This window comes from Loktanella sp. DSM 29012 (genome assembly GCF_900110705.1).
GTDB classification, from domain to species: Bacteria; Pseudomonadota; Alphaproteobacteria; order Rhodobacterales; family Rhodobacteraceae; genus Loktanella; species Loktanella gaetbuli.
Genome location: NZ_FOEJ01000002.1, coordinates 55,971 through 76,711, shown reverse-complemented (window position 1 = coordinate 76,711; position 20,741 = coordinate 55,971). Strand labels below are relative to the sequence as shown.

Here is a 20,741-nt window from a genome sequence, read left to right as displayed (position 1 = left end):
CCGTCAGGACAGCGTTTCGAGCTGGCTCCGCATGCCGTTCAGATCGTATCCCGCCTGCGCTGCGGCTGCGATGATGTCATCGACCGGCATCTTGCCTGCCTGTCCCAGGGCCCAGACGATGGTCGACCGGGTGCCGGATGCACAATAGGCCAGCGTCTTGCCGGTGGCGGCGGCGTCGGACTGGGCATGCACCATGTCCATGTTCAGACCCTGGTGCGTCACCGGGTTGACGACAAAGGTCATGCCGGCGGCTTCGACCGCGATCTGGATGGCCTCGGCCTGCAAGGGCGGCGGCACCTCGGCATCAGGGCGGTTACAGATGACCGTCGTGAAACCCTGTTCTGCGAGCGTGGCCGCATCGGCGGGCTCGATCTGGGGGGCGGCGGAATAGGCGGGTGTGATCTGATTGATTTGCATGCGGCGCAGACTACGCGCGGCCTGCGGCGCGGTCCAGTGGCAACAGGTCTGGCGCAGGGCGGCATGCAGGTTTAGCGTCGCGGGCATGATCATGGACGAAAACGCACTTGCGGCGGCAGCGACCGTTCTGCACGAAATGGGGGGCACCGTGCGCCTGTTGGTGCTGTGTGCACTGCGTGGCGGGCCCCGGACGGTCAGCCAGTTGCAGGGGGCTGTCGATGTGCCGCAAGCGCTGGTGTCAAATCATCTGCGCCGTCTGCGCGCGGCAGGTCTGGTGCGGTCCGACCGCAGTCCGGATGACGCGCGCATCATTTTCTATTCCATCGCCGACGATCGGATCCATCGCGTGCTGGATGCGCTGTCGCTTTAGCCCAGCAGGATGCCGACCACGACCATCATCAGTCCCAGCATCGCGGAAAAGAACGCGCCGAGGTTGATCGGCATCATGGCACCGATGCGGGCGCGCAGTTCCGCGTCAGTCAGATCGGCACGTTTCGCCCGCGCCACTATGATGATGGAATAGACCACGCCACACAGGCCCAGCACCGATACGACTGCCCCGATCCAAATCAATGTTTGCATGACATACCCCATGATTGCGCCCCGATCCGCTAACCTGACACGGCGCACCTTGCAAGGGTTTGGCAGGCTCGCTAGGACGTGCCCCTGACCCAGCCGCAGGAGTGTTCCGATGTCCGACAACGCCACCAACCCGACCGAAAACGTAGCCGGCGAGGAGTTGCGCCAGTTCATCGAACGCTACGAGCGTCTGGAAGCCGAGAAAAAAGACATCGCCGACGGCCAGAAGGAAATAATGGCCGAAGCCAAAGGGCGTGGCTACGACGTCAAGGTGCTGCGCAAGATCGTGGCCATGCGCAAGCGCGACAAGGACGATCTGGCCGAAGAAGAGGCCGTGCTGGAAATGTACATGGCCGCGCTGGGCATGTCCTGAGGGCAAAACGCCCTATGTCTGACGCCAGATCAAAACTTGAGGCAGACCATGACAGCGACCAGTTCCTCCGGCCGGCAGTTGACCGACGCGAAAATCGCCCTTCTGGGTATCGGCAAGATCGCGCGCGATCAGCACATGCCCGCCATTTCGGGCAGCACTGCCTTTGACCTCGCCGCAACGGTCAGCCGTTCGGGCGGAGTGGATGACGTCGAAAATCACAGCGACATCGCGGACCTGATCGACGCAAGGCCCGATATCGACATCTATAGCCTGACCATGCCCGCGATGCCGCGGTTTGACATCGCGGTGAAATCGCTGATGGCGGGCAAACATACCATGTTGGAAAAACCCCCCGGTGCCACTGTCACCGAGGTGCAGAAGCTGGAAAAGCTGGCCCGCGCAAAGGGTGTGACGCTCTACGCCTCCTGGCACCTACGTCATGCGCCCGGTGTGGCTGCCGCCCGCGCCTGGCTGCGCGACCGCACGGTCAAGGGGATGCGGATCAACTGGCGCGAGGATGTGCACAACTGGCACCCCGGTCAGGACTGGATCTGGGAACCCGGGGGGCAGGGTGTGTTCGATACGGGTATCAATGCGCTGTCACTGATGACGGAAATCCTGCCGAACCCCGTGCATCTGCGCGACTCCGTTCTGAAATACCCCGGCAACCGCGATATGCCCATTGCGGCCGATCTGACCTTTGTGGGGGCAGGTGGCATGCAGGTGCAGGCCCAGTTCGACTGGCGCCACGAGGATCCGCCCACATGGGATATCGAGGTCGACACGACCGAGGGCACTTTGAAACTGCTGGATGCCGCAACCACGATGCTGGTCAACGGCCAGCCGCATGACGTGGCTGAACACGGTGAATACGAAGGTGTCTATCATCGCTTTGCCGAACTGATTGAAACCGGTCAGTCCGATGTCGATGTAGAGCCCCTTCAGCATGTGGCAGATGCGATGATGCTGGCCCGCCGCGAGATCGTCGCGGATTTTCATCAAAAGGATTGATCCCACCGGTTTGACATTCCCCGCGTTCCGGCGCTGCATGGCACCCGACGAAGAGGGAGCGAAACATGCAAGGCGGTCAGGCGCGACTGGGTGTCGATATCGGCGGCACCTTTACCGATGTGGTTCTGGAAACCGGTGCCGACCGGTTTTCGACCAAGGTGCTGACCACCTATGCGGCACCAGAGCATGCGATCGTCGAGGGAATGCAGCGGGTCTGCGCGGATGCGGGTATCTCGCCCGCGCGGATCAGCCAGATCATCCACGGCACCACGCTGGCGACCAATGCGCTGATCGAGCGGCGCGGTGCGAAAACCGCGCTGATCACCACCGAAGGGTTCCGCGACGTGATCGAGATGCGCAGCGAATCGCGGTTCGAACAATATGACCTGAACCTGACGCTGCCCGCGCCGCTGCTGCCGCGCAATCGTCGCTATGTGGTGCGTGAACGTATCGACGCGGATGGTGGTGTGCTGGTGCCGCTGGACGGCGACGCGGTCGCGGCCCTTGCGGATGAATTGCGCGATGCGGGCTATGACAGTGTCGCCGTTGGTTTGCTGCATTCCTATGTGAACGACACGCACGAAAGGATGATCCGCGACGTGCTGGCCGAACGCATGCCTGCGGCAATGGTGTCGCTGTCGTCAGAGGTCAGCCCCCAGATGCGGGAATACGAACGGTTCAACACCACCGTCGCCAACGCCTATATCAAGCCGCTGATCAAATCCTACCTTGGTCGCCTCGCGGACAGTTTGCGCGTCGCCGGTGCGGATTGCCCGGTGTTCCTGATGCATTCGGGTGGCGGGATCATCGATCTGGCCACCGCGGCCGAATTCCCGGTCAGGCTGGTGGAATCCGGGCCTGCGGGCGGCGCGGTCTTTGCCGCCGATATCGCGGCGCGGCATGGGCTGGACCGGGTCCTGTCATTCGACATGGGTGGCACCACGGCCAAGATTTGCCTGATCCGCGACCAGACCCCCAAAACGGCCCGCGTGTTCGAGGTCGCGCGAACCTACCGGTTCAAGAAGGGGTCGGGCATGCCGATTTCGATCCCCGTAATCGACATGGTCGAAATCGGTGCGGGCGGCGGATCGCTGGCCCATGTCGATGCGCTGCGCCAGATCCGCGTCGGTCCCGAAAGTGCGGGGTCCGAACCCGGCCCTGCCTGCTACGGTCGCGGCGGGCAGCGACCTGCCGTCACGGACGCCGACCTGATCTTGGGTAAACTTGACCCCGCGGGGTTTGCAGGTGGTCGCATCCCGCTGGACCCCGCGCAATCAGCGCAGGCGCTGAGCGATGCATTGGGTGCGCCACTGGACATGTCCGTTCAGGACGCGGCGCATGGGCTGGCCGAAGTCGTGGATGAGAACATGGCCAATGCCGCGCGTGTCCATGCCGTCGAAAACGGCGAGGATCTGGCAGGCTACACCATGATCGCCTTTGGTGGAGCAGCACCATTGCATGCCGCGCGATTGTGCGAAAAACTGGGCATTGACCGCTGTCTGGTCCCCAGTGGTGCGGGTGTCGGTTCCGCCATCGGGTTTTTGCGCGCGCCCTTCAGTTTCGAGGCGACGCGGTCAGTGTTCATGCGCCTGTCTGCGTTTGATGCGGATGCGGTGAAAGGGCTATTTGCTGATCTGACGGCGCAGGCGACGACCTTTGTCAGGTCTTGCGATGCAGACGCGCCGATCACCGCCGATTACAAGGTCTACATGCGCTACAGTGGGCAGGGCTGGGAAATCCCCGTGACGCTGCCCGCGCAGGATGCCGAACACCCCGATCCCGACCGTTTCCTTGCGCTGTTCGAGGCGGCCTATGCGGCCCTGTTCAGTCGGACAGTCGCCGGGATGGAGGTCGAGATCACGGTCTGGGCCGTCAATGCCACCACGCCCAAGGCTGCCGTCGATCCCGCAACGCCCGTGACGGTCGCATCGCCTGTCGCAGCGCGCAACCAGCGCGACCTGTTCGACGCGGCGCAGGGCATCAGCCAGATTGCCGGGGTGCATGCACGTGCAGACCTCGCATCGGGGACCACCGTCATCGGTCCCGCCGTCATCACCGAGGATGAAACCTCGATCATCGTGCCAGCCAGTCGCGACGCCGTGGTGCTGTCCGACGGCTGTATCGCATTGCAACGCAAGGAGTGATCATGCCCGGTCAGGTCGCCTATCAGATCATGTGGAACCGCCTGATTTCCATTGTCGAGGAACAGGCGCAGGCCTTGGTGCGGACAGCCTTTAGCACATCCGTGCGCGAGGCGGGAGATCTGTCCGCCGGGGTCTATGATGCCGCAGGACAGATGCTGGCGCAGGCCGTCACCGGCACACCCGGCCACGTCAACGCGATGGCCGACGCGGTGCCGCATTTCATCCGCGATATCGGGTTTGACACCATGCGCCCGGGCGATGTCTATCTGACGAATGATCCGTGGAAAGGCACCGGTCATCTTCACGATATCACGGTCTGCACGCCCGCGTTTCACAAGGATCGTCTGATCGGCTTTTTCGCCTGTACGGCCCATGTCACGGATATTGGTGGTCGCGGGTTTGGGGCCGATGCGGATGCGGTCTATGAAGAAGGGCTGCATTTGCCGATCATGCGGTTTGCATCCGCCGGAACAGTTGATCCGACCCTGATCCAGATCATCCGCGCAAACGTGCGCGCGCCCGATCAGCTGGTTGGTGATCTCTATGCGCTGGCGACCTGTAACGATATTGGCAGGGGGCGCCTGACCGAGATGCTGGACGAATACGGGCTGGATGATCTGGACGGCATCAGCGATTTTATCCTCGATCACTCGCGCCGGGCGACATTGGACCGGATCGCGGCGTTGCCGCAGGGTCAGGCGGCCGCGCATATGCGGATCGACGGATATACGCGGCCCGTCGACCTGCATGTCAGCGTGACCTTTGCCGGGGACCGGGTGCTGTGCGACTGGACCGGCACCAGCGGCCCCGATCCCAAGGGGATCAATGTGCCGATGGTCTATACCAAGGCCTATGCCTGCTATGCGCTGAAATGCGCCATCGCACCGGATATTCCCAACAATGCGGCCAGCCTTGCGCCGTTCGAGGTGACCGCACCGCCGGGCACGATCGTGAACGCATTGCATCCTGCGCCGGTGGCCCTGCGGCATGTGATCGGCCACTTGCTGCCGGATACGATCTTTGGTGCGCTTGATCAGTTGATGCCGGGCGTCGTTCCAGCCGAAGGCGCGGGCTGTCTGTGTAATTTCCAGATGTCGCTGCGCCCGCGCACGGGAACCGGGGGCGCTGGCGATGCCGAGGTGTTGGTGTTCAATTCCGGCGGCACGGGTGCGCGTCCGTCACTGGACGGGATGTCGGCCACCGCGTTTCCATCCGGCGTCATGACCATGCCGGTCGAGGCGACCGAGCAGGTCGGCCCGGTGATCATCTGGCGCAAGGAACTGCGTCCCGATTCCGGTGGGGTAGGGCAATATCGCGGCGGGTTGGGTCAAGTGATGGAGGTCGGGCCGCGCGCGGGCTATGACATGCATCTGTCGGCCATGTTCGACCGGGTCGAACATCCGGCACGCGGGCGACGCGGTGGTGCGGCGGGTGGGGCCACGACTGTCGCACTGAGTGATGGCACGCCACTGCGGGGCAAGGGACGACAGCATATTCCGGAAGGTACCCGCGCGGTGATGGGGTTCCCCGGAGGGGGTGGCTATGGTGACGTCGGTGCGCGCGATGCGGATGCAGTGCGCTGCGATCTTGCGCTGGGCTACATCACGCCAGAGATGGCTCGGCGCGACTACGGCCTGTCCGATCATGACGTGCAGGCCGTCTTGGCAGCCACTGCGCTGGGCGGTGAAGGAGCAAATTCATGAACCTGAAACCAAACGCATTTCTGGCCGCGATCCGGTCGGGCAAGCCGCAAATCGGTATCTGGGTTTCCCTTTGCCACGCCGGGGCCGCCGAGGTGATCGCCGGTGCGGGGTTTGACTGGGCCGTTCTGGACATGGAACACGCGCCCACGTCGCTGGGCGATGTGATGCATCAGCTGCAGGTGTTTGCTGGGTACGCCACGACACCGATGGTGCGCCCGGACTGGAATGACCCGGTCAAGGTCAAGCGGTTGCTGGATCTGGGTGCGCCTGCGTTGTTGTTCCCGATGATCCAATCGGAACAAGAGGCGCGCGCGGCCGTCGCCGCTTGCCGCTATCCGCCGAACGGGATCAGGGGCTTTGCTGGGGGCACGCGTGCGAACGGCTATGGCCGGATCACCGACTACCTTGACCGGGTTGAGGCAGAGACGGCCATCATCTTGCAGGTGGAATCGCGTCAGGCGTTGGCGGACGCTGTAGCAATCGGCACGGTCAAAGGTGTCGACGGCGTGTTTTTCGGGCCAGCGGATATTGCAGCGGATTTGGGTCTGCCGGGCCAGCCGATGGCCCCTGCCGTTTGGGACGCGATCAGACCGGCTGCAGCTGCGCTGATGGCTGCCGGTGTGCCCGTGGGAACATTGGTGCAGGATGTCACCTTTGCCCGGTCACTCTTGGCTGACGGGTTTACCTTTGTCGCTTGCGGCATTGACGCCACGCTGCTGGCCCGTGCGTCTGACAATCTGCTGGCCGGCATGCGCGCGCCGTGAAACCTGCCCTGTGGTCGTTTCGTCGTTGCCCCTATGCCATGCGTGCGCGTCTGGCGATCGCAGCCGCTGGTCAGGTCGTTGAAACGCGCGAGATATTGCTGCGCGACAAAGCCGACGCCTTTCTTGCGGTGTCACCTACGGCCACGGTGCCGTGCCTTGTCTTGCCCGAGCGGGTGATCGACGAAAGCCTCGACATCATGGTCTGGGCCTTGCAGCAGCGCGATCCGCAGCGATGGCTGGATATGCCGGCAGAGGGCCATGACCTGATTGCGCGCAATGACGGACCGTTCAAACAGGCCCTTGACCGCACGAAATACGCGGACCGCTACCCTGACAGTGACCCGGATCAGCAACGCGAAATTGCGGCAGCAATCCTGCATGACCTGAATACATGGTTGCAGGCTGGTTGGCTGTTTGGCCGGGTGACATTGGCTGACATGGCGATCCTGCCGTTCGTGCGTCAGTTCGCACAGATTGATCGGGCCTGGTTCGACGAACAGGATTGGCCCGATCTGCGTGGGTGGCTGGACAGATTTACAGAGTCGCAAGAATTTGCCCACATCATGACGCGCAGAACGCTCTGGTCGCCGGACGTCCAGTCCTGAACTGCGCACGGCCTCAGATCCGGGGTGCGTATCACGCTTGCGCGATCCGGGCGGGCCTCTATGGTGAACGTGAATACATGATTGCAAAGGGATTTGCCGTAATGAAGATGACGATCTTGGCCGCGACAGCGGCTTTCATGCTCCCGACCCTGGCACAGTCTCAGGGTCTGATCGTGACCGAACCCGCAGCACCGCCCGCGCCAGTGATCGATCCGACCACCCCGGCGCTGACGACGGGGCAGGGGCTGTCAACCGGTGCGATACTGGGAATCGGTGCTGGCATGGTGGGCTTTTTTGCGCTTCTTTCGTCGGACGACGATGAAGGTGCCGCGACGCCCGATACCAATTGAGAGGCTGTCTTGGATACGCAGGCTGCCTTGCATCTGGCCGTTTCCCCAGCCTTTGTGCCTTAATTTATGGCAGTTCGGGACTCTTGGCCAGATCGCAGTCTTTTGATGGCGGTGTCGGCACTACCCGAGATTAGTCTTGTAAACAAGGCGTGGAACCGGTAACCGATTGGTGATTGAAACCGTTGACGCTACGTCGTTTGGACTTGAACGCACGCTTTGCGCACACATGGGGAATTAAAACATGAAAAAAATCATTCTTGCACTGACCGTCGCTGCGACAATGCCGATGGCAGCATCCGCTCAGGACAGCATTGCCGTTCCTGGCCTGTCGACAGAAATCCCGAATGTCGTGCCTTTTCTGACGCTGATGGGCGCTGTTTTCATCATCGGCGCGACCAATGATGGCGACAACGACGGCGCAACGTCGGACACCACCACCAACTAATATCACGCTGGTTCCGGTTCACGCTGCCCGATACGGCATTACGCGCGGAACCAGCATGTCACACGCCTGTAATGCGGCGCGTGTTAAGTCCTGTTTGCGTAATGGTTTTGCTTGAGTTCTAGGGCGGTGATTTCACGGCCGTCACAATCCGTGTCTCGTGCCGATGGTGCTGGCATGGATAGTCGAAGTTTCGGGGGCAGTTTTGGTTGAAATCAGACAATTTACGTCTTTGCGGTATGAACAAGATGCCGCTTCAGAGACGAAACCTGTGTCCCCTAAGCTCGGATTTATCATCTTCAAGCGGTGCTTTGATATTGTAATATCATCCGTCCTTTTGGTGCCCTTGGTTTTGGCAGCCGTAGCGCTGTTAATCATCAACCGCTTCTATAATCCGGGTCCCCTGTTTTACGTGCAGGACCGCATGGGGCAGGGATGTGTCCCGTTTCGCGCCTACAAATTCCGGTCCATGCTTTGTGCCGAAAATATCCGGCGCGGCGCGTTTGACGATCTTGAGGTGTCGCGGATCACGCCATTGGGTCGCCTGTTGCGCAAATGTCGTGTGGACGAGTTGCCGCAGGTCTGGAACGTGCTGATCGGCAACATGAGCCTGATTGGCCCGCGCCCCGATTTTATCGACCATGCCTGCATCTATGTCGACACCGTACCGGGATACCGTGCACGCCACTCTGTCAAACCTGGCATCACCGGCCTTGCCCAGACCGAAGTCGGCTATGTCGACGGGCGCGAAGGCTTGGATCGCAAGGTTGCGGCTGACCTGGCCTACATCCGGGACCGGTCGATCGCGCTGGACCTGTGGATCACATGGCGCACTATCGTCACCGTGTTTACGGGCAAGGGCAGCTGAACCCGGCCAGACAAGGGTCTGGCGCGGGTCAATATCCAGCTATTTGCGGGCCCGCCTGCGTCTGCGGCCTTGATCATCGACACTTCCGCCACCCCCGAGGTTGAAACTGACGGATGGCAGCGTGGTCACGCTGGCCAGGTGCGGGAAGGGATCGGTGGCGTGCGGAATGGCGTTTGCGTTGACAAAATGTTCCTGAAATTTCGGCGCGATGGCGGTTTCGACCTTGGTGATCTGACGTACGATTGCCGCAATATCGCGGCGTGCGGTCACGGAACACAGTGCAATACGTGCGCCTGTGCCCGCAGCGTTGCCCGCACTACGCACATTCGCCAGCGGCGCATCGGGGATCATCCCCAGCACCATCGCGTGTTTCGGGCTGATATGCGCGCCAAAGGCGCCCGCCAGCGTGATGCGGTCGACATGATCGACGCCCATCTCATCCATAAGCAGCCGCGCCCCGGCATAAAGCGCCGATTTTGCCAGTTGGATCGCGCGGATATCGCCCTGTGTCACGGCAATCAGCGGTCCACCGTCGGCGGTGCCGTCGTGCAGGACATAGGAATGCGTGCGCCCGGCGACGATACAGCGTGACGTGCCGGTCTGGTCGGGCGAGCCGATCAGACCCTTGTCGTCCAGCAGGCCGGCCATGCGCATTTCGGCGACGGCCTCGATGATGCCGGAACCGCAGATGCCGGTGATCTGCGGTGTGCCGAAATCGGGGTCATCGGACCAGCTGTCGCTTCCGATGATCTTGAACCGGGGTTCCTTGGTCGCAGGGTCGATTTCAACGCGCTCGATGGCACCGGGGGCGGCGCGCTGACCGGAACTGATCTGTGCGCCCTCAAATGCGGGGCCTGTGGGGGACGAACAGGCCAGAACGCGGCTTTTGTCGCCCAGCAGGATTTCCGCGTTGGTGCCCACGTCGACGATCAGCACGAGGTCGTCGGATTTGCCCGGTTCCTCTGACAGCGCGACGGCGGCCGCATCTGCACCGACGTGACCGGCGATACATGGCAGGATGAACACCTGTGCTGCATCGTTCATCCGGTTTAGGTCCAATTCGCGGGCGGGCAGACCCATTGCATCTGATGTAGCCAGTGCAAACGGGGCCTGGCCCAATTCCACGGGGTCCACCCCGATCAGCAGGTGGTGCATCACCGGGTTACAGACGAACACGGCCTCCATGATCTGGTCGGGGGTAATGCCGGCCTCTGCCGCGATATCCACGGTCAGGTCATTGATGGCGGCGCGCACGGCGGCCGTCATTTCGACCTCTCCGCCCGGATTCATCATCGCATAGCTCACGCGGCTCATGAGATCCTCGCCAAAGCGGATCTGCGGGTTCATCACGCCCGCACTGGCGGCGACCTGACCGTTGCGCAGGTCGCACAGGTGGGCCGCGATGGTGGTGGACCCAAGATCGATGGCAAGACCATAGATCCGACCTTCGTGGAAACCGGGATAGACGTCGATGACCTGATGACGACCGTCCAGCGATCCGCGATGCAGGGCGACCGTGACTTCCCAGTTACCCTTGCGCAGAACCTTTTGCAGCTTGGTCAGTACGGGCAGGGGGGCATGTACATCCGTAATCCCCCATTCATCGCGCAAGGCCGCTGCCAGCCTCTCGAGATCGCCGGAGGGTTCGTGCATGTCCGGTTCCTGCACCTTGACGAACAAGAGCTTGGTTGCGGGGTCCATGACGATGTCGCGCACGGCGGCGGCCTTGCGGACGACCTGGCGGTGAACCTGGCTCTCTGGTGGAACGTCGATCACGATGTCGCCCTGGACGGTAGCCTGACAGCCCAGACGGCGACCGTCTTTTAGGCCGCGGATGTCGTCGTATCGCTGTTCCACGCTGTTCCAGTCCGACAGCGCGCCCTCGCGTACGGTGACACCATGTTTGGAAAATTCGCCGTAAGATGGTGCGACCTGGCATTTAGAACAGATGCCGCGTCCGCCGCAGACGCTGTCAAGATCGACACCCAACTGTCGGGCCGCGGTCAGAACGGGGGTCCCCACGGGAAACCGTCCGCGCTTGCCCGAGGGTGTGAAAATAACAAGTGGATCGGTGGTCATGTCCGGATGCCTTTGCTGTGTTGCGCGCACACTAGCCATTTTGCGCCGAGGGAAAAGGGCGCGGCGCGACGGCACAGCGTCGTAAGCGTCATTCTTTTGACCTTTTGCCCCGGTGGCTTTCGTGCAATACGGCACCGCCAAACGACCCTATCAGGAGAGACCGTGATGGAGATTCGCGAGGCACTGACTTTTGATGATGTTCTGCTGGTTCCGGCAGCATCATCCGTACTGCCTTCGACAGCAGACACCCGCACCTACGTCACCCAGTCGATCAGCCTGAACATCCCGCTTTTGTCGTCCGCAATGGACACCGTGACAGAAGGCCGCATGGCGATCGCGATGGCCCAATCGGGCGGCATGGGGATCGTACACAAGAACCTGGATATCGAGGCGCAGGCCCGCGAAATCCGACAGGTCAAGCGGTTCGTATCGGGGACGGTCTACAACCCGGTCACATTGCGCCCCGACCAGACGCTGGCCGACGCCAAGGCGCTGATGGAACGCTACCGCGTCACGGGATTTCCGGTGGTCAACGAAAACGGTCTGGTCGTCGGGATCGTCACAAACCGCGACATGCGATTTGCGAGCGATGACAGCACGCCGGTGAGCGTGATGATGACCTCTGATGATCTGGCCATGCTGCAAGAGCCCGCCGATCTGGACGAGGCACGGTCGCTGATGCAGGCCCGCCGCATCGAAAAACTGCTGATCACGGACGCAAAGGGCAAGCTGACGGGCCTGTTGACCCTGAAGGACAGCGAACAGGCGGTGCTGAACCCCTCGGCCTGCAAGGATGATCTGGGACGTTTGCGTGTGGGTGCTGCGACGGGGGTCGGGGATTCTGGTTTTGAACGGTCTGCTGCGCTGATCGATGCGGGCGTCGACCTGATCGTTGTGGATACGGCACACGGCCATTCCGAAGGTGTGTCCAAGGCGGTCGAGCGGATCAAGGCGCTGTCGAACCAGGTGCAGGTTGTGGCTGGAAATGTCGCCACCGCCGAGGCGACCCGCGCGCTGATCGGTGCCGGTGCCGATGCGGTCAAGGTGGGCATCGGTCCGGGTTCGATCTGCACCACGCGCATGGTCGCGGGTGTCGGCGTGCCGCAATTGACGGCCGTCATGGATTGCGCTGGGGCGGCGGGCGACGTGCCCGTCATCGCCGACGGCGGGATCAAATTTTCGGGCGACTTTGCCAAGGCGATTGCCGCAGGGGCGTCCTGCGCGATGGTCGGATCAATGATCGCAGGCACCGACGAATCCCCCGGAGAGGTCATCCTGTATCAGGGGCGGTCTTTCAAATCCTACCGTGGTATGGGGTCGCTTGGCGCGATGGCGCGCGGGTCTGCCGATCGCTATTTCCAAAAGGACGCGGCGAGCGACAAGCTGGTCCCCGAAGGCATCGAAGGTCAGGTGCCCTACAAGGGATCCGCCAGCGCGGTGGTCCATCAGCTTGTCGGTGGTTTGCGGGCCGCGATGGGCTATACCGGCAACGCGACCGTCGCCGAAATGCGCAAGAACGCGCAATTCGTCAAGATTACGGGTGCCGGCCTGCGTGAAAGCCACGTCCATGACGTGCAGATCACGCGGGAATCACCCAACTATCGCATCGGGTCCTGAGGGGGCTGTGACACCTGCCGCCCGCTTTGCCGCCGCGATAGAGGTTCTGGACGACGTTTTCGCGGGTGCACCCGCAGAGCGGACCTTGACCACCTGGGCACGCAAGAACCGCTTTGCAGGGTCCAAGGACCGGGCCGCCATTCGTGACCACGTTTACGATGTGCTGCGGGCCAGGCGGTCGCTCTGCGCGGCCGGTGGCGATACGACGGCCCGCGCGGCAATCCTGGGGCTGTTGCGCCGCGATGGCATCCCCGTGGACACCGTGTTCGGGGCAGGCGGCTACGGTCCTGCGGCACTCTCTCTGGATGAGGTCGGTTCGGCGCCCCTGCCACACTCGGATGCCGTATCGGCGGATCTGCCTGATTGGCTTTGGCCGCTGTGGCAAGAGTCTCTGGGTCAGGCGGCGATGGCCACAGCACAGCTGATGCGCCATCGTGCATCGGTCTATTTGCGGGTCAATCTGTCACGCGGCACGCGGGATGAGGCGGTCGCCGCATTGGCACGCGGCGGTATTGTGTCCAAACCTGTGGATCAGGTGAAGACCGCAATAGAAGTCATTGAAAACGAACGCAAGATTGCGGGTTCATCTGCCTATGCCTCGGGCCTTGTCGAGGTGCAGGATACAGCATCGCAGATCGCGATGGCGCAGCTGCGGTCCGTGGCAGGTCGCCGGGTGCTGGACTATTGCGCAGGCGGCGGTGGCAAGGCTCTCGCGCTGGCAGATCAAACCGATGCGGCCGTATATGCGCATGACATCGATCAGGCACGGATGGCGGATATTGGCCCGCGTGCGCAGCGGGCGGGGGTGCAGATCACAACGCTTCGACCGTCGGACCTGATGCGCCATTCGCCCTATGATCTGGTGCTTTGTGATGCGCCCTGTTCTGGCAGCGGCACCTGGCGGCGGACGCCGGATGCGAAATGGCGGCTAACACCGCAGGATCTGGACCGGTTCAGCGTCATGCAGGCCGAGGTTTTGGAAAACGCGAAACCACTTGTCGCACAGGGCGGCACGTTGGCCTACGCGACCTGTTCGGTGCTGAATTCGGAAAACGACGCGGTCGTCGATGCATTCCTCGCGAAACACGGCGATTTCCAACGGCAAGAGACGCTGAAGTTGGTGCCGCGCGCAGAACATGACGGTTTCTTTCTGACCACACTCCTCAAAATTCAACCCTGAGATGAATTGATCGATTTTAACGCCCTGTTTACCGTTTCCTCCCTAGGGTCGTCGTTGAAGTCAAAGCGCGTACGGGAGGGAATTTGCGTCGAACCATCTTTAGTTTCCCAGCCCCGCAAACGCGGCAGTCGCGGGCGATATGGCTGCTATCTGCGCTTGCAGCGGCATGCGGCATGTTTGGCCTGTTCGCCGGGGATCACGTCTTTCGTTTGACGGCGGTTTTTGCCGGCATCGTATTGATGTTCATGGCGTTTCTGACATATCGGCGCGGGTCACGCATTGTTCGGGACGATATCGCGGAAATCAGCCCGTTGCGCCGCGTGATACAGACCATGTTGCTCTATGATGGTGATATCGCCTTTTTGACCAGCGCGAACGGGGACATCCTGTATCGCAATCCCGCCGCCATCACGCGGTTCGGGGATATTTCGGACGGCCATCTGGGCTCTGCGATCGGGCAGATTGTTGCGACACCTGATCTGCTGCTGGCGCAAATGCGTGAACAGGCGACGGCATACGGTGCCGCCACCCAGGACGTCGCGACGCGGACCGGTCAATACCGGCTGACGCACATGATGATCGAACCTGATCTGGGGATGTGGCGGTTGAACGATCAGGGGCGCAACAGTCAATCCCTGGGCCGCGCCGCCGATATGCTGACATTGCCGATGCTGACAGCCGGCCCGTCGGATGCGGTTCTCTACATGAATGAAGTGTTCCGCAAGCTTTTGGGAAACAGGCCAAAATCGCTCTCGGAAATCTTTGGTGCGACGCCGCCTGTCAGCGGTCGCACCTGCGAGGTCAGAACCACCTCCGGTCCGCAGACGTTCATCGCGGGTGTTGTTGACAGGACCGCGCAACGCCGCGAAATCTATCTGTTGCCGACGGCGCGCGACGCGACGGGCCCAACCGGCACGGTGGGTCTGTCTGCCGGATGGGACGAAATCGAAGACTTGCCGGTGCCACTCCTCAAGATTTGCCGCGACGGCATGATCACGGCATCCAACCGTCAGGCCCGCGTGCTCTTGGGGTTCGAAAACAACGACGAACGCCGGGTACAGGATGTGCTGGACGGGCTGGGTCGACCGATTTCGGACTGGATCAAGGAGGCGATCGCCGGGCAGGGCGGGCACGTGTCACAATTCCTGCGGGGGCGCGGTGAAAATCAGGAAACCTTTGTGCAGGTGACCCTCAATATCGCCGACGGTCCCGAAGGTCGGCATCTGATTGCCGTGCTCAATGACGTGACCGAACTCAAAACCCTCGAAGCGCAATTCGTGCAAAGTCAGAAAATGCAGGCCATTGGTCAGCTAGCCGGTGGCGTCGCGCATGATTTCAACAACTTGCTGACGGCCATATCGGGACATTGCGACCTCTTGCTGTTGCGCCATGATGCGGGTGACCATGATTACGGCGATCTCATTCAAATCCATCAGAACGCGAATCGTGCAGCCAGCCTTGTGGGCCAGCTCTTGGCGTTTTCCCGCAAACAGAACCTTCAGCCTGAACGGATCGACCTGCGTGATACCCTGTCAGATTTGACCCATTTGCTGAACCGTCTGGTTGGCGAAAGGGTAAGCCTCATTCTGGAACACGATCCTGATCTGGCAGCGATCAAGGCGGACAAGCGGCAGCTGGAACAGGTCATGATGAACCTTGTGGTCAACGCGCGCGATGCGATGCCGCAGGGCGGGGAAATCCGCATCGTCACGGAAAACAGACAGCTGGATGTCCCATTGGTGCGGGGCAACGTTTCCGTCCCGCCAGGGGCTTATGTGGTGGTCCGCGTTATCGACGAAGGCTGTGGCATCGTGCCCGAACGCCTGCCCAAGGTGTTCGAGCCATTTTATACGACCAAACGCACGGGCGAGGGGACAGGGCTTGGGTTGTCGACGGCCTACGGCATCGTGAAGCAGACCGGCGGTTTCATATTTGCCCACAGTGAGGTGGGCAGCGGCACCGAATTTGAAATGCTGTTCCCCAGCCAGACCCGTCCCGTGGCCGACACGCGCCGCCCGCCCAACAAGGGGGGCGACCAGATCATCACCCAAGGCAGCGGCGTGGTCCTGTTGGTCGAGGACGAGGCACCGGTCAGGGCATTTGCCTCGCGGGCCTTGCGGCTTCGCGGCTATACGGTGATCGAGGCCGATTGTGCAGAGGCTGCACTGGACCTGTTGTCCGATCCGGACCTCAAGGTGGATCTGTTCCTGTCAGATGTCATCATGCCCGGATTGGACGGTCCTACCTGGGTAAAACAGGCGCGTGTCGCGCGGCCTGATACCAAGGTCATTTTTGTGTCAGGCTACGCCGAGGATGCGTTCAACGCCGACAACGACCGGATCGCAAACGCGGTTTTCCTGCCGAAACCGTTTTCGTTGAACGCGCTGACCGAAACCGTACAGGCCCAGTTGCTGCATTGATGCAGCCCTGTACCCTAGCCTTGACGTTCGAGCGTCATAAGTTGGCAGGCGCAACCGGTCAGCGCGGCATAATCGTCTTCGATGATCGTGACCGAGAAATTCGACATGAAACCGGCAAATCGTCCCTTGTCGCGGAACGCATCTCCGAATCCGTATTGTGCCAGATAGGGTCCAAAGGCCCGCGCAACGCCCCCTGCGAGGTAGACTCCGCCGAACGGAAGCTGGATCAGTGACAGGTTCCCGGCAACGGTCCCCAGAATGCGCACGAAAATCCTGGCGGCGGCTTCGGCCCGTGGATCACTGCCGTCGGCCAAGGCGGTCATGATTTCTTGAGCGAGGATCTCTTTGCGATCATCCGCTTCTTGCCCGAGAAAGGCATAGACCCGTTCCAGCCCACGGCCCGACAAAACGTCTTCGACCGCGGGAAAGCCATGTGCGTTGGACACGAACTGACACAGGCGCAGCTCTTGTTCGGTGCGGATCGGCAGGTTGGCGTGGCCGCTCTCGGATGCTGTGACGATGCGGCCCTGGTCCGTTTCGAAGACCGGGGCTGCGTTGAAACCTGTTCCGACGCCGATCACCAGTTTGGTTGCCTTGGCACCTGCCTCGGCACCGGTCAGGACCTGACGCAGATTTTCGTCGGCGATATGCCCAAGCGCATGACCCTGTGCCTGCAGATCGTTCAGGATGGCGACCTTTTCCGACCGGCTGGCGCGGGCCAGCGTTTCGGTATCGATTGTCCAATCCAGATTGGTCATGGCCGCACGTCCGTCACGCACGGGCCCCGCGACAGCGACGCAGGCGGCATAGGCATCCACGTCGCCCTCGTCCTCGCAGTAGCGGCGGATCACGCTTTCGAGGCCGGTAAAGTCGACATTGCGATAGCGCCGAACGGTCGCGGGCAGCACATCCGCCCCTTGGGCAAGCGCAATGCGCGTGTTGGTCCCGCCGATATCGGCGACAAGGTTGTAACTGTTGGCCTGTCGTTTGCTCATGAGTGGTCCTGCCGTGCGATCGCGGATTTCAGCGCGTGGTAGGATGATTTCGGCGTGCGGTCCAGCGTATCGAAATCGACATGGACCAACCCGAACCGTTTTTCGTAGCCAAAGGCCCATTCGTAGTTGTCCAGCAACGACCAGTAAAAGAAACCCTGAAGATTCACCCCGTCATTCACCGCCCCGTGCATGGCCTGCAGGTGCCGATCGATGAAATCGGTCCGCGCGTCATCCGCATGGTCTGGCTCCTCGGGCCAGGCCATGCCGTTTTCGGTGACGAAAATCGGCAGATTACCCACGTAATCACGCGTCATGCGGGTCAAGGTGCGGTGCAGCCCCTCGGGATAGATTTCCCAATCCATCTGCGTCTTTGGCAGCGGTCCGGCGATCTGGCGGGTGCCGGGCCAGGGCGCGCCATCCTCGGCCGCGCCGATCAATCCGCGCGTATAGTAATTGACGCCCAGAAAATCGATTGGCTGGCTGATTTCGCGCATGTGGTCCTGCCAACCCTGTGGCATGTGCGGCTCAAGTCCTGCGAGCGCCTCTTGGGGATAGCTGCCGCGCGTGATCGCCTCGATGAACCAACGATTATGTGTTGCATCCTGCGTTGCGGCAGCGGCGCGATCGGCTGCGCTGTCGCTTGCGGGTTCGGTTGCCTCGAAGTTCAGGACGATGCCGCAGTTGTCCTGTCCCAGATCGCGCAGCCGGGTCATGGTGCGTCCGTGGGCGAGGTTTACGTGATGCATGGCGCGGGCGGTTGCGCGAATATCGCGCTGACCCGGCGCGTGGTGACCCAGAAAATGCGACAGATAGCTGACACACCAGGGTTCGTTCAGGGTGGCGATGGAATGGACGCGATCACCGATCCGGCGCGTGATGACTTCGGCGTAATCGGCCATCCAGTCGGCCACATCCGGGTTGGTCCAGCCGCCCAGATCGGCCAGCGCGGACGGCATTTCCCAATGGTAGAGGGTCTGAAATGGCTTGAGCCCACGCGCGAGGCAGCCGTCGACCAGGCGGTCGTAGAAATCCAGCCCCTCCTGATTGGGCGTGCCGCGTCCCTCGGGCAGGACCCGCGCCCAGCTGGTCGAGAATCGATAGGCGTCCATGCCGGCATCGCGCAGCAGGTCCAGGTCAGCATCCATCCGGTGATAATGGTCGCAAGCGATGGCACCGTTTTCACAGCCCACGACATTCCCTGGAGTGGCCGAAAATGTGTCCCAGTGCGTGGATCCCGCCCCGCCAAAGCTGTGGCCCTCGATCTGATAGGCCGCGGTTGCAGCCCCGAATACGAAATCTTGCGGGAAATCCTGGCGGGTCAGTTTCATCGGGGCCTCCGGTCATTGGGTTGTTCAGATCAAGCGGCATCACACAGCCGATGGCAAGCCACAAGACCTGCGGGGCGTTGCCAATTGCACGGTCCGACGCTAGTCGGTGTGCAACGTTATCGCTACCAGAAACCGGGGGACCGTCAGACATGACCGCCGACAATGCACCACGTATGGACAACGCAGCAAACCCCGATTGGTGGCGCGGTGCGGTCATCTACCAGATTTATCCGCGCAGTTTTCAGGACAGCAACGGCGACGGTATCGGTGATCTGCTGGGGATCGTGAACCGGATCCCCTACATCGCGTCACTGGGTGTCGATGCGATCTGGATTTCGCCTTTCTTTACCTCACCGATGAAGGATTTCGGCTACGACGTCAGCGATTATTGCGACGTGGACCCGATGTTCGGCAGCATCGCCGATTTCGATGCGGTGGTCGAAACGGCGCACCGCTTCGGCATTCGCGTGATGATCGACCTTGTGCTCAGCCATACGTCCGACCAGCACCCCTGGTTCAAGCAAAGCGCATCCGACCGCAGCAACGAGAAATCCGACTGGTATGTCTGGTCGGACCCCAAGCCAGACGGCACAGCACCGAACAATTGGCTGTCGATCTTTGGCGGCAGCGCGTGGCAGTGGTCGTCGCGGCGCGAACAGTATTACCTGCACAATTTCCTGACCAGTCAGCCCGACCTGAATTTTCACAATCCAGATGTGCAGACTGCCCTGCTGGATGTGGCGCAATTCTGGCTGCACCGCGGGGTGGATGGTTTCCGCCTGGATACGATCAACTTTTACACCCATGACGCCGAACTGCGCGACAATCCGCCCCTGCCCAAGGAAAAGCGCAACGCCACGATCGCGCCGGCGGTGAACCCCTACAACCATCAGGAACACCTCTACGACAAGAACAGGCCCGAAAACCTCGACTTCTTGCGCAAGTTGCGCGCGGTCATGCAGCCCTTTGGCGCTGCCGCCGTGGGCGAGGTGGGCGACGCGCAGCGCGGTCTGGAAATCATGGGTGAATACACCCGCGGCGATGACCTGATGCAGATGTGCTATGCGTTCGAATTTCTGGCGGCCGATCAGCCGACGGCGCAGCGTGTGGTCGAGGTAATGAAGCAGGTCGACAAGGTCGCATCCGACGGTTGGGCCTGCTGGGCGTTTTCAAACCACGATGTTGTGCGCCACGCTACACGCTGGAACCTGTCGCCTGCCGCCCAGAGGATGTTCGTGACCATGATCATGTGCTTGCGCGGATCAGTCTGCATCTACCAGGGCGAAGAGCTGGGCCTGCCCGAGGCCGACGTCGCGTACGAAGAGTTGCAGGACCCCTACGGCATCGAATTCTGGCCGGAATTCAAGGGCCGCGACGGATGCCGTACCCCGATGGTCTGGGATGACGCCGAACATAATGCAGGTTTTTCGTCCAAGCCGGTGACGTGGTTGCCGGTGGCGTCCGAGCACCGCAATCTGGCCGTGGCCGGGCAGGAACGCGATCCCGGGGCGATCTTGCACCATTATCGACGTGCCATTTCGTTCCGGCATCACAACCGCGCGCTGCGGGTCGGGACGCATGACGGGCTGAAATCGTCAGGCAACGTGGTCTATTTCACGCGGACCGACGGCGATCAGACGATTTTCTGCGTATTCAACATTTCCGATCAGCAAAGCGTGTTTGACATGCCAAAGGGCGACTGGCGCACCATCGGATCGGAACTGGGAAGCGCCAATGTGTCCGATGACGGCAAACTGCACCTCGGACCGTGGCAAGTCTGCATGGCACTGGACAAGTCGGGCCGCTAGAGCCCGCCGATTTTTCGCGAAAAATCGGGACGTTCCAAATTTTCGCGAAAATTTGGGG

19 protein-coding genes are annotated in these 20,741 nt (G+C 61.5%); 14 read left to right on the top strand and 5 right to left on the bottom strand.

Annotated elements, in window-relative coordinates:
- Positions 1–3 precede the first annotated feature (3 nt).
- Entirely contained in the window at positions 4–510 is a 507-nt protein-coding gene (locus BMX27_RS05065; RefSeq protein ID WP_371260085.1) for a protein tyrosine phosphatase family protein, read from the bottom strand.
- On the opposite strand from BMX27_RS05065, the gene BMX27_RS05060 reads away from it, so the two are divergent.
- The gene (locus tag BMX27_RS05060) at positions 509–787 is read left to right on the top strand and encodes an ArsR/SmtB family transcription factor (protein WP_177172654.1); all 279 of its coding nucleotides are present in this window, start codon (positions 509–511) and stop codon (positions 785–787) included. The genes BMX27_RS05065 and BMX27_RS05060 overlap by 2 nt on opposite strands.
- On the opposite strand, the gene BMX27_RS05055 is transcribed toward BMX27_RS05060, so the two are convergent.
- Positions 784–999 carry a hypothetical protein gene (locus tag BMX27_RS05055; protein WP_090159190.1) on the bottom strand — a complete coding sequence of 72 codons (216 nt, stop codon included), beginning with the start codon at positions 997–999 and terminating at the stop codon, positions 784–786. The genes BMX27_RS05060 and BMX27_RS05055 overlap by 4 nt on opposite strands.
- 109 nt (positions 1,000–1,108) lie before the next feature.
- On the opposite strand from BMX27_RS05055, the gene BMX27_RS05050 reads away from it, so the two are divergent.
- The 9 genes from BMX27_RS05050 to BMX27_RS05010 all read left to right on the top strand — a co-directional run bounded on the left by BMX27_RS05050 (position 1,109) and on the right by BMX27_RS05010 (position 9,256).
- The gene (locus tag BMX27_RS05050; protein ID WP_056031219.1) at positions 1,109–1,369 is read left to right on the top strand and encodes a DUF2312 domain-containing protein; all 261 of its coding nucleotides are present in this window, start codon (positions 1,109–1,111) and stop codon (positions 1,367–1,369) included.
- A gap of 48 nt (positions 1,370–1,417) precedes the next feature.
- Entirely contained in the window at positions 1,418–2,380 is a 963-nt protein-coding gene (locus BMX27_RS05045; protein ID WP_090158817.1) for a Gfo/Idh/MocA family protein, read from the top strand.
- A 65-nt stretch (positions 2,381–2,445) separates the two neighbouring features.
- Positions 2,446–4,524, top strand: coding sequence for a hydantoinase/oxoprolinase family protein (locus tag BMX27_RS05040; RefSeq protein WP_090158816.1), 2,079 nt, complete (start codon positions 2,446–2,448; stop codon positions 4,522–4,524).
- 2 nt (positions 4,525–4,526) lie between these two features.
- The gene (locus BMX27_RS05035) at positions 4,527–6,227 is read left to right on the top strand and encodes a hydantoinase B/oxoprolinase family protein (RefSeq protein WP_090158815.1); all 1,701 of its coding nucleotides are present in this window, start codon (positions 4,527–4,529) and stop codon (positions 6,225–6,227) included.
- Entirely contained in the window at positions 6,224–6,991 is a 768-nt protein-coding gene (locus tag BMX27_RS05030) for an HpcH/HpaI aldolase family protein (RefSeq protein ID WP_090158814.1), read from the top strand. Before BMX27_RS05035 ends, BMX27_RS05030 begins: the two co-directional genes overlap by 4 nt.
- Positions 6,988–7,596, top strand: coding sequence for a glutathione S-transferase (locus tag BMX27_RS05025; RefSeq protein ID WP_090158813.1), 609 nt, complete (start codon positions 6,988–6,990; stop codon positions 7,594–7,596). The genes BMX27_RS05030 and BMX27_RS05025 overlap by 4 nt, the downstream gene beginning before the upstream one ends.
- A gap of 101 nt (positions 7,597–7,697) precedes the next feature.
- Positions 7,698–7,946, top strand: coding sequence for a hypothetical protein (locus tag BMX27_RS05020; protein ID WP_090158812.1), 249 nt, complete (start codon positions 7,698–7,700; stop codon positions 7,944–7,946).
- 241 nt (positions 7,947–8,187) lie between these two features.
- The gene (locus BMX27_RS05015; protein WP_090158811.1) at positions 8,188–8,391 is read left to right on the top strand and encodes a hypothetical protein; all 204 of its coding nucleotides are present in this window, start codon (positions 8,188–8,190) and stop codon (positions 8,389–8,391) included.
- A gap of 163 nt (positions 8,392–8,554) precedes the next feature.
- Positions 8,555–9,256: a sugar transferase gene (locus BMX27_RS05010; RefSeq protein ID WP_090158810.1), complete on the top strand. Its 702-nt coding sequence runs from the start codon at positions 8,555–8,557 to the stop codon at positions 9,254–9,256.
- A gap of 39 nt (positions 9,257–9,295) precedes the next feature.
- Here the strand turns inward: BMX27_RS05010 and BMX27_RS05005 are convergent, their stop codons facing one another.
- On the bottom strand, positions 9,296–11,335 hold the full coding sequence (locus BMX27_RS05005; protein WP_090158809.1) for an ASKHA domain-containing protein: 2,040 nt from the start codon (positions 11,333–11,335) through the stop codon (positions 9,296–9,298).
- 165 nt (positions 11,336–11,500) lie between these two features.
- On the opposite strand from BMX27_RS05005, the gene guaB reads away from it, so the two are divergent.
- From guaB to BMX27_RS04990, 3 genes are all read left to right on the top strand, one after another.
- The gene (gene guaB, locus BMX27_RS05000; protein WP_090158808.1) at positions 11,501–12,952 is read left to right on the top strand and encodes an IMP dehydrogenase; all 1,452 of its coding nucleotides are present in this window, start codon (positions 11,501–11,503) and stop codon (positions 12,950–12,952) included.
- 7 nt (positions 12,953–12,959) lie between these two features.
- Positions 12,960–14,132 (top strand): RsmB/NOP family class I SAM-dependent RNA methyltransferase, encoded by a 1,173-nt coding sequence (locus BMX27_RS04995; protein WP_090158807.1) that lies wholly within the window; start codon positions 12,960–12,962, stop codon positions 14,130–14,132.
- A gap of 173 nt (positions 14,133–14,305) precedes the next feature.
- Complete coding sequence (locus BMX27_RS04990) at positions 14,306–16,552, top strand: ATP-binding protein (protein ID WP_090158806.1); 2,247 nt, start codon at positions 14,306–14,308, stop codon at positions 16,550–16,552.
- Positions 16,553–16,566: 14 nt separating this feature from the next.
- On the opposite strand, the gene BMX27_RS04985 is transcribed toward BMX27_RS04990, so the two are convergent.
- Both BMX27_RS04985 and BMX27_RS04980 read right to left on the bottom strand, forming a co-directional pair.
- Positions 16,567–17,547, bottom strand: coding sequence for a glucokinase (locus BMX27_RS04985; protein ID WP_090158805.1), 981 nt, complete (start codon positions 17,545–17,547; stop codon positions 16,567–16,569).
- Positions 17,544–18,875 (bottom strand): GH1 family beta-glucosidase, encoded by a 1,332-nt coding sequence (locus BMX27_RS04980; protein WP_090158804.1) that lies wholly within the window; start codon positions 18,873–18,875, stop codon positions 17,544–17,546. The genes BMX27_RS04985 and BMX27_RS04980 overlap by 4 nt, the downstream gene beginning before the upstream one ends.
- A 149-nt stretch (positions 18,876–19,024) precedes the next feature.
- Between BMX27_RS04980 and BMX27_RS04975 the strand changes: the two genes are divergently transcribed.
- Positions 19,025–20,683, top strand: coding sequence for an alpha-glucosidase (locus tag BMX27_RS04975; RefSeq protein ID WP_177172653.1), 1,659 nt, complete (start codon positions 19,025–19,027; stop codon positions 20,681–20,683).
- Positions 20,684–20,741 lie beyond the last annotated feature (58 nt).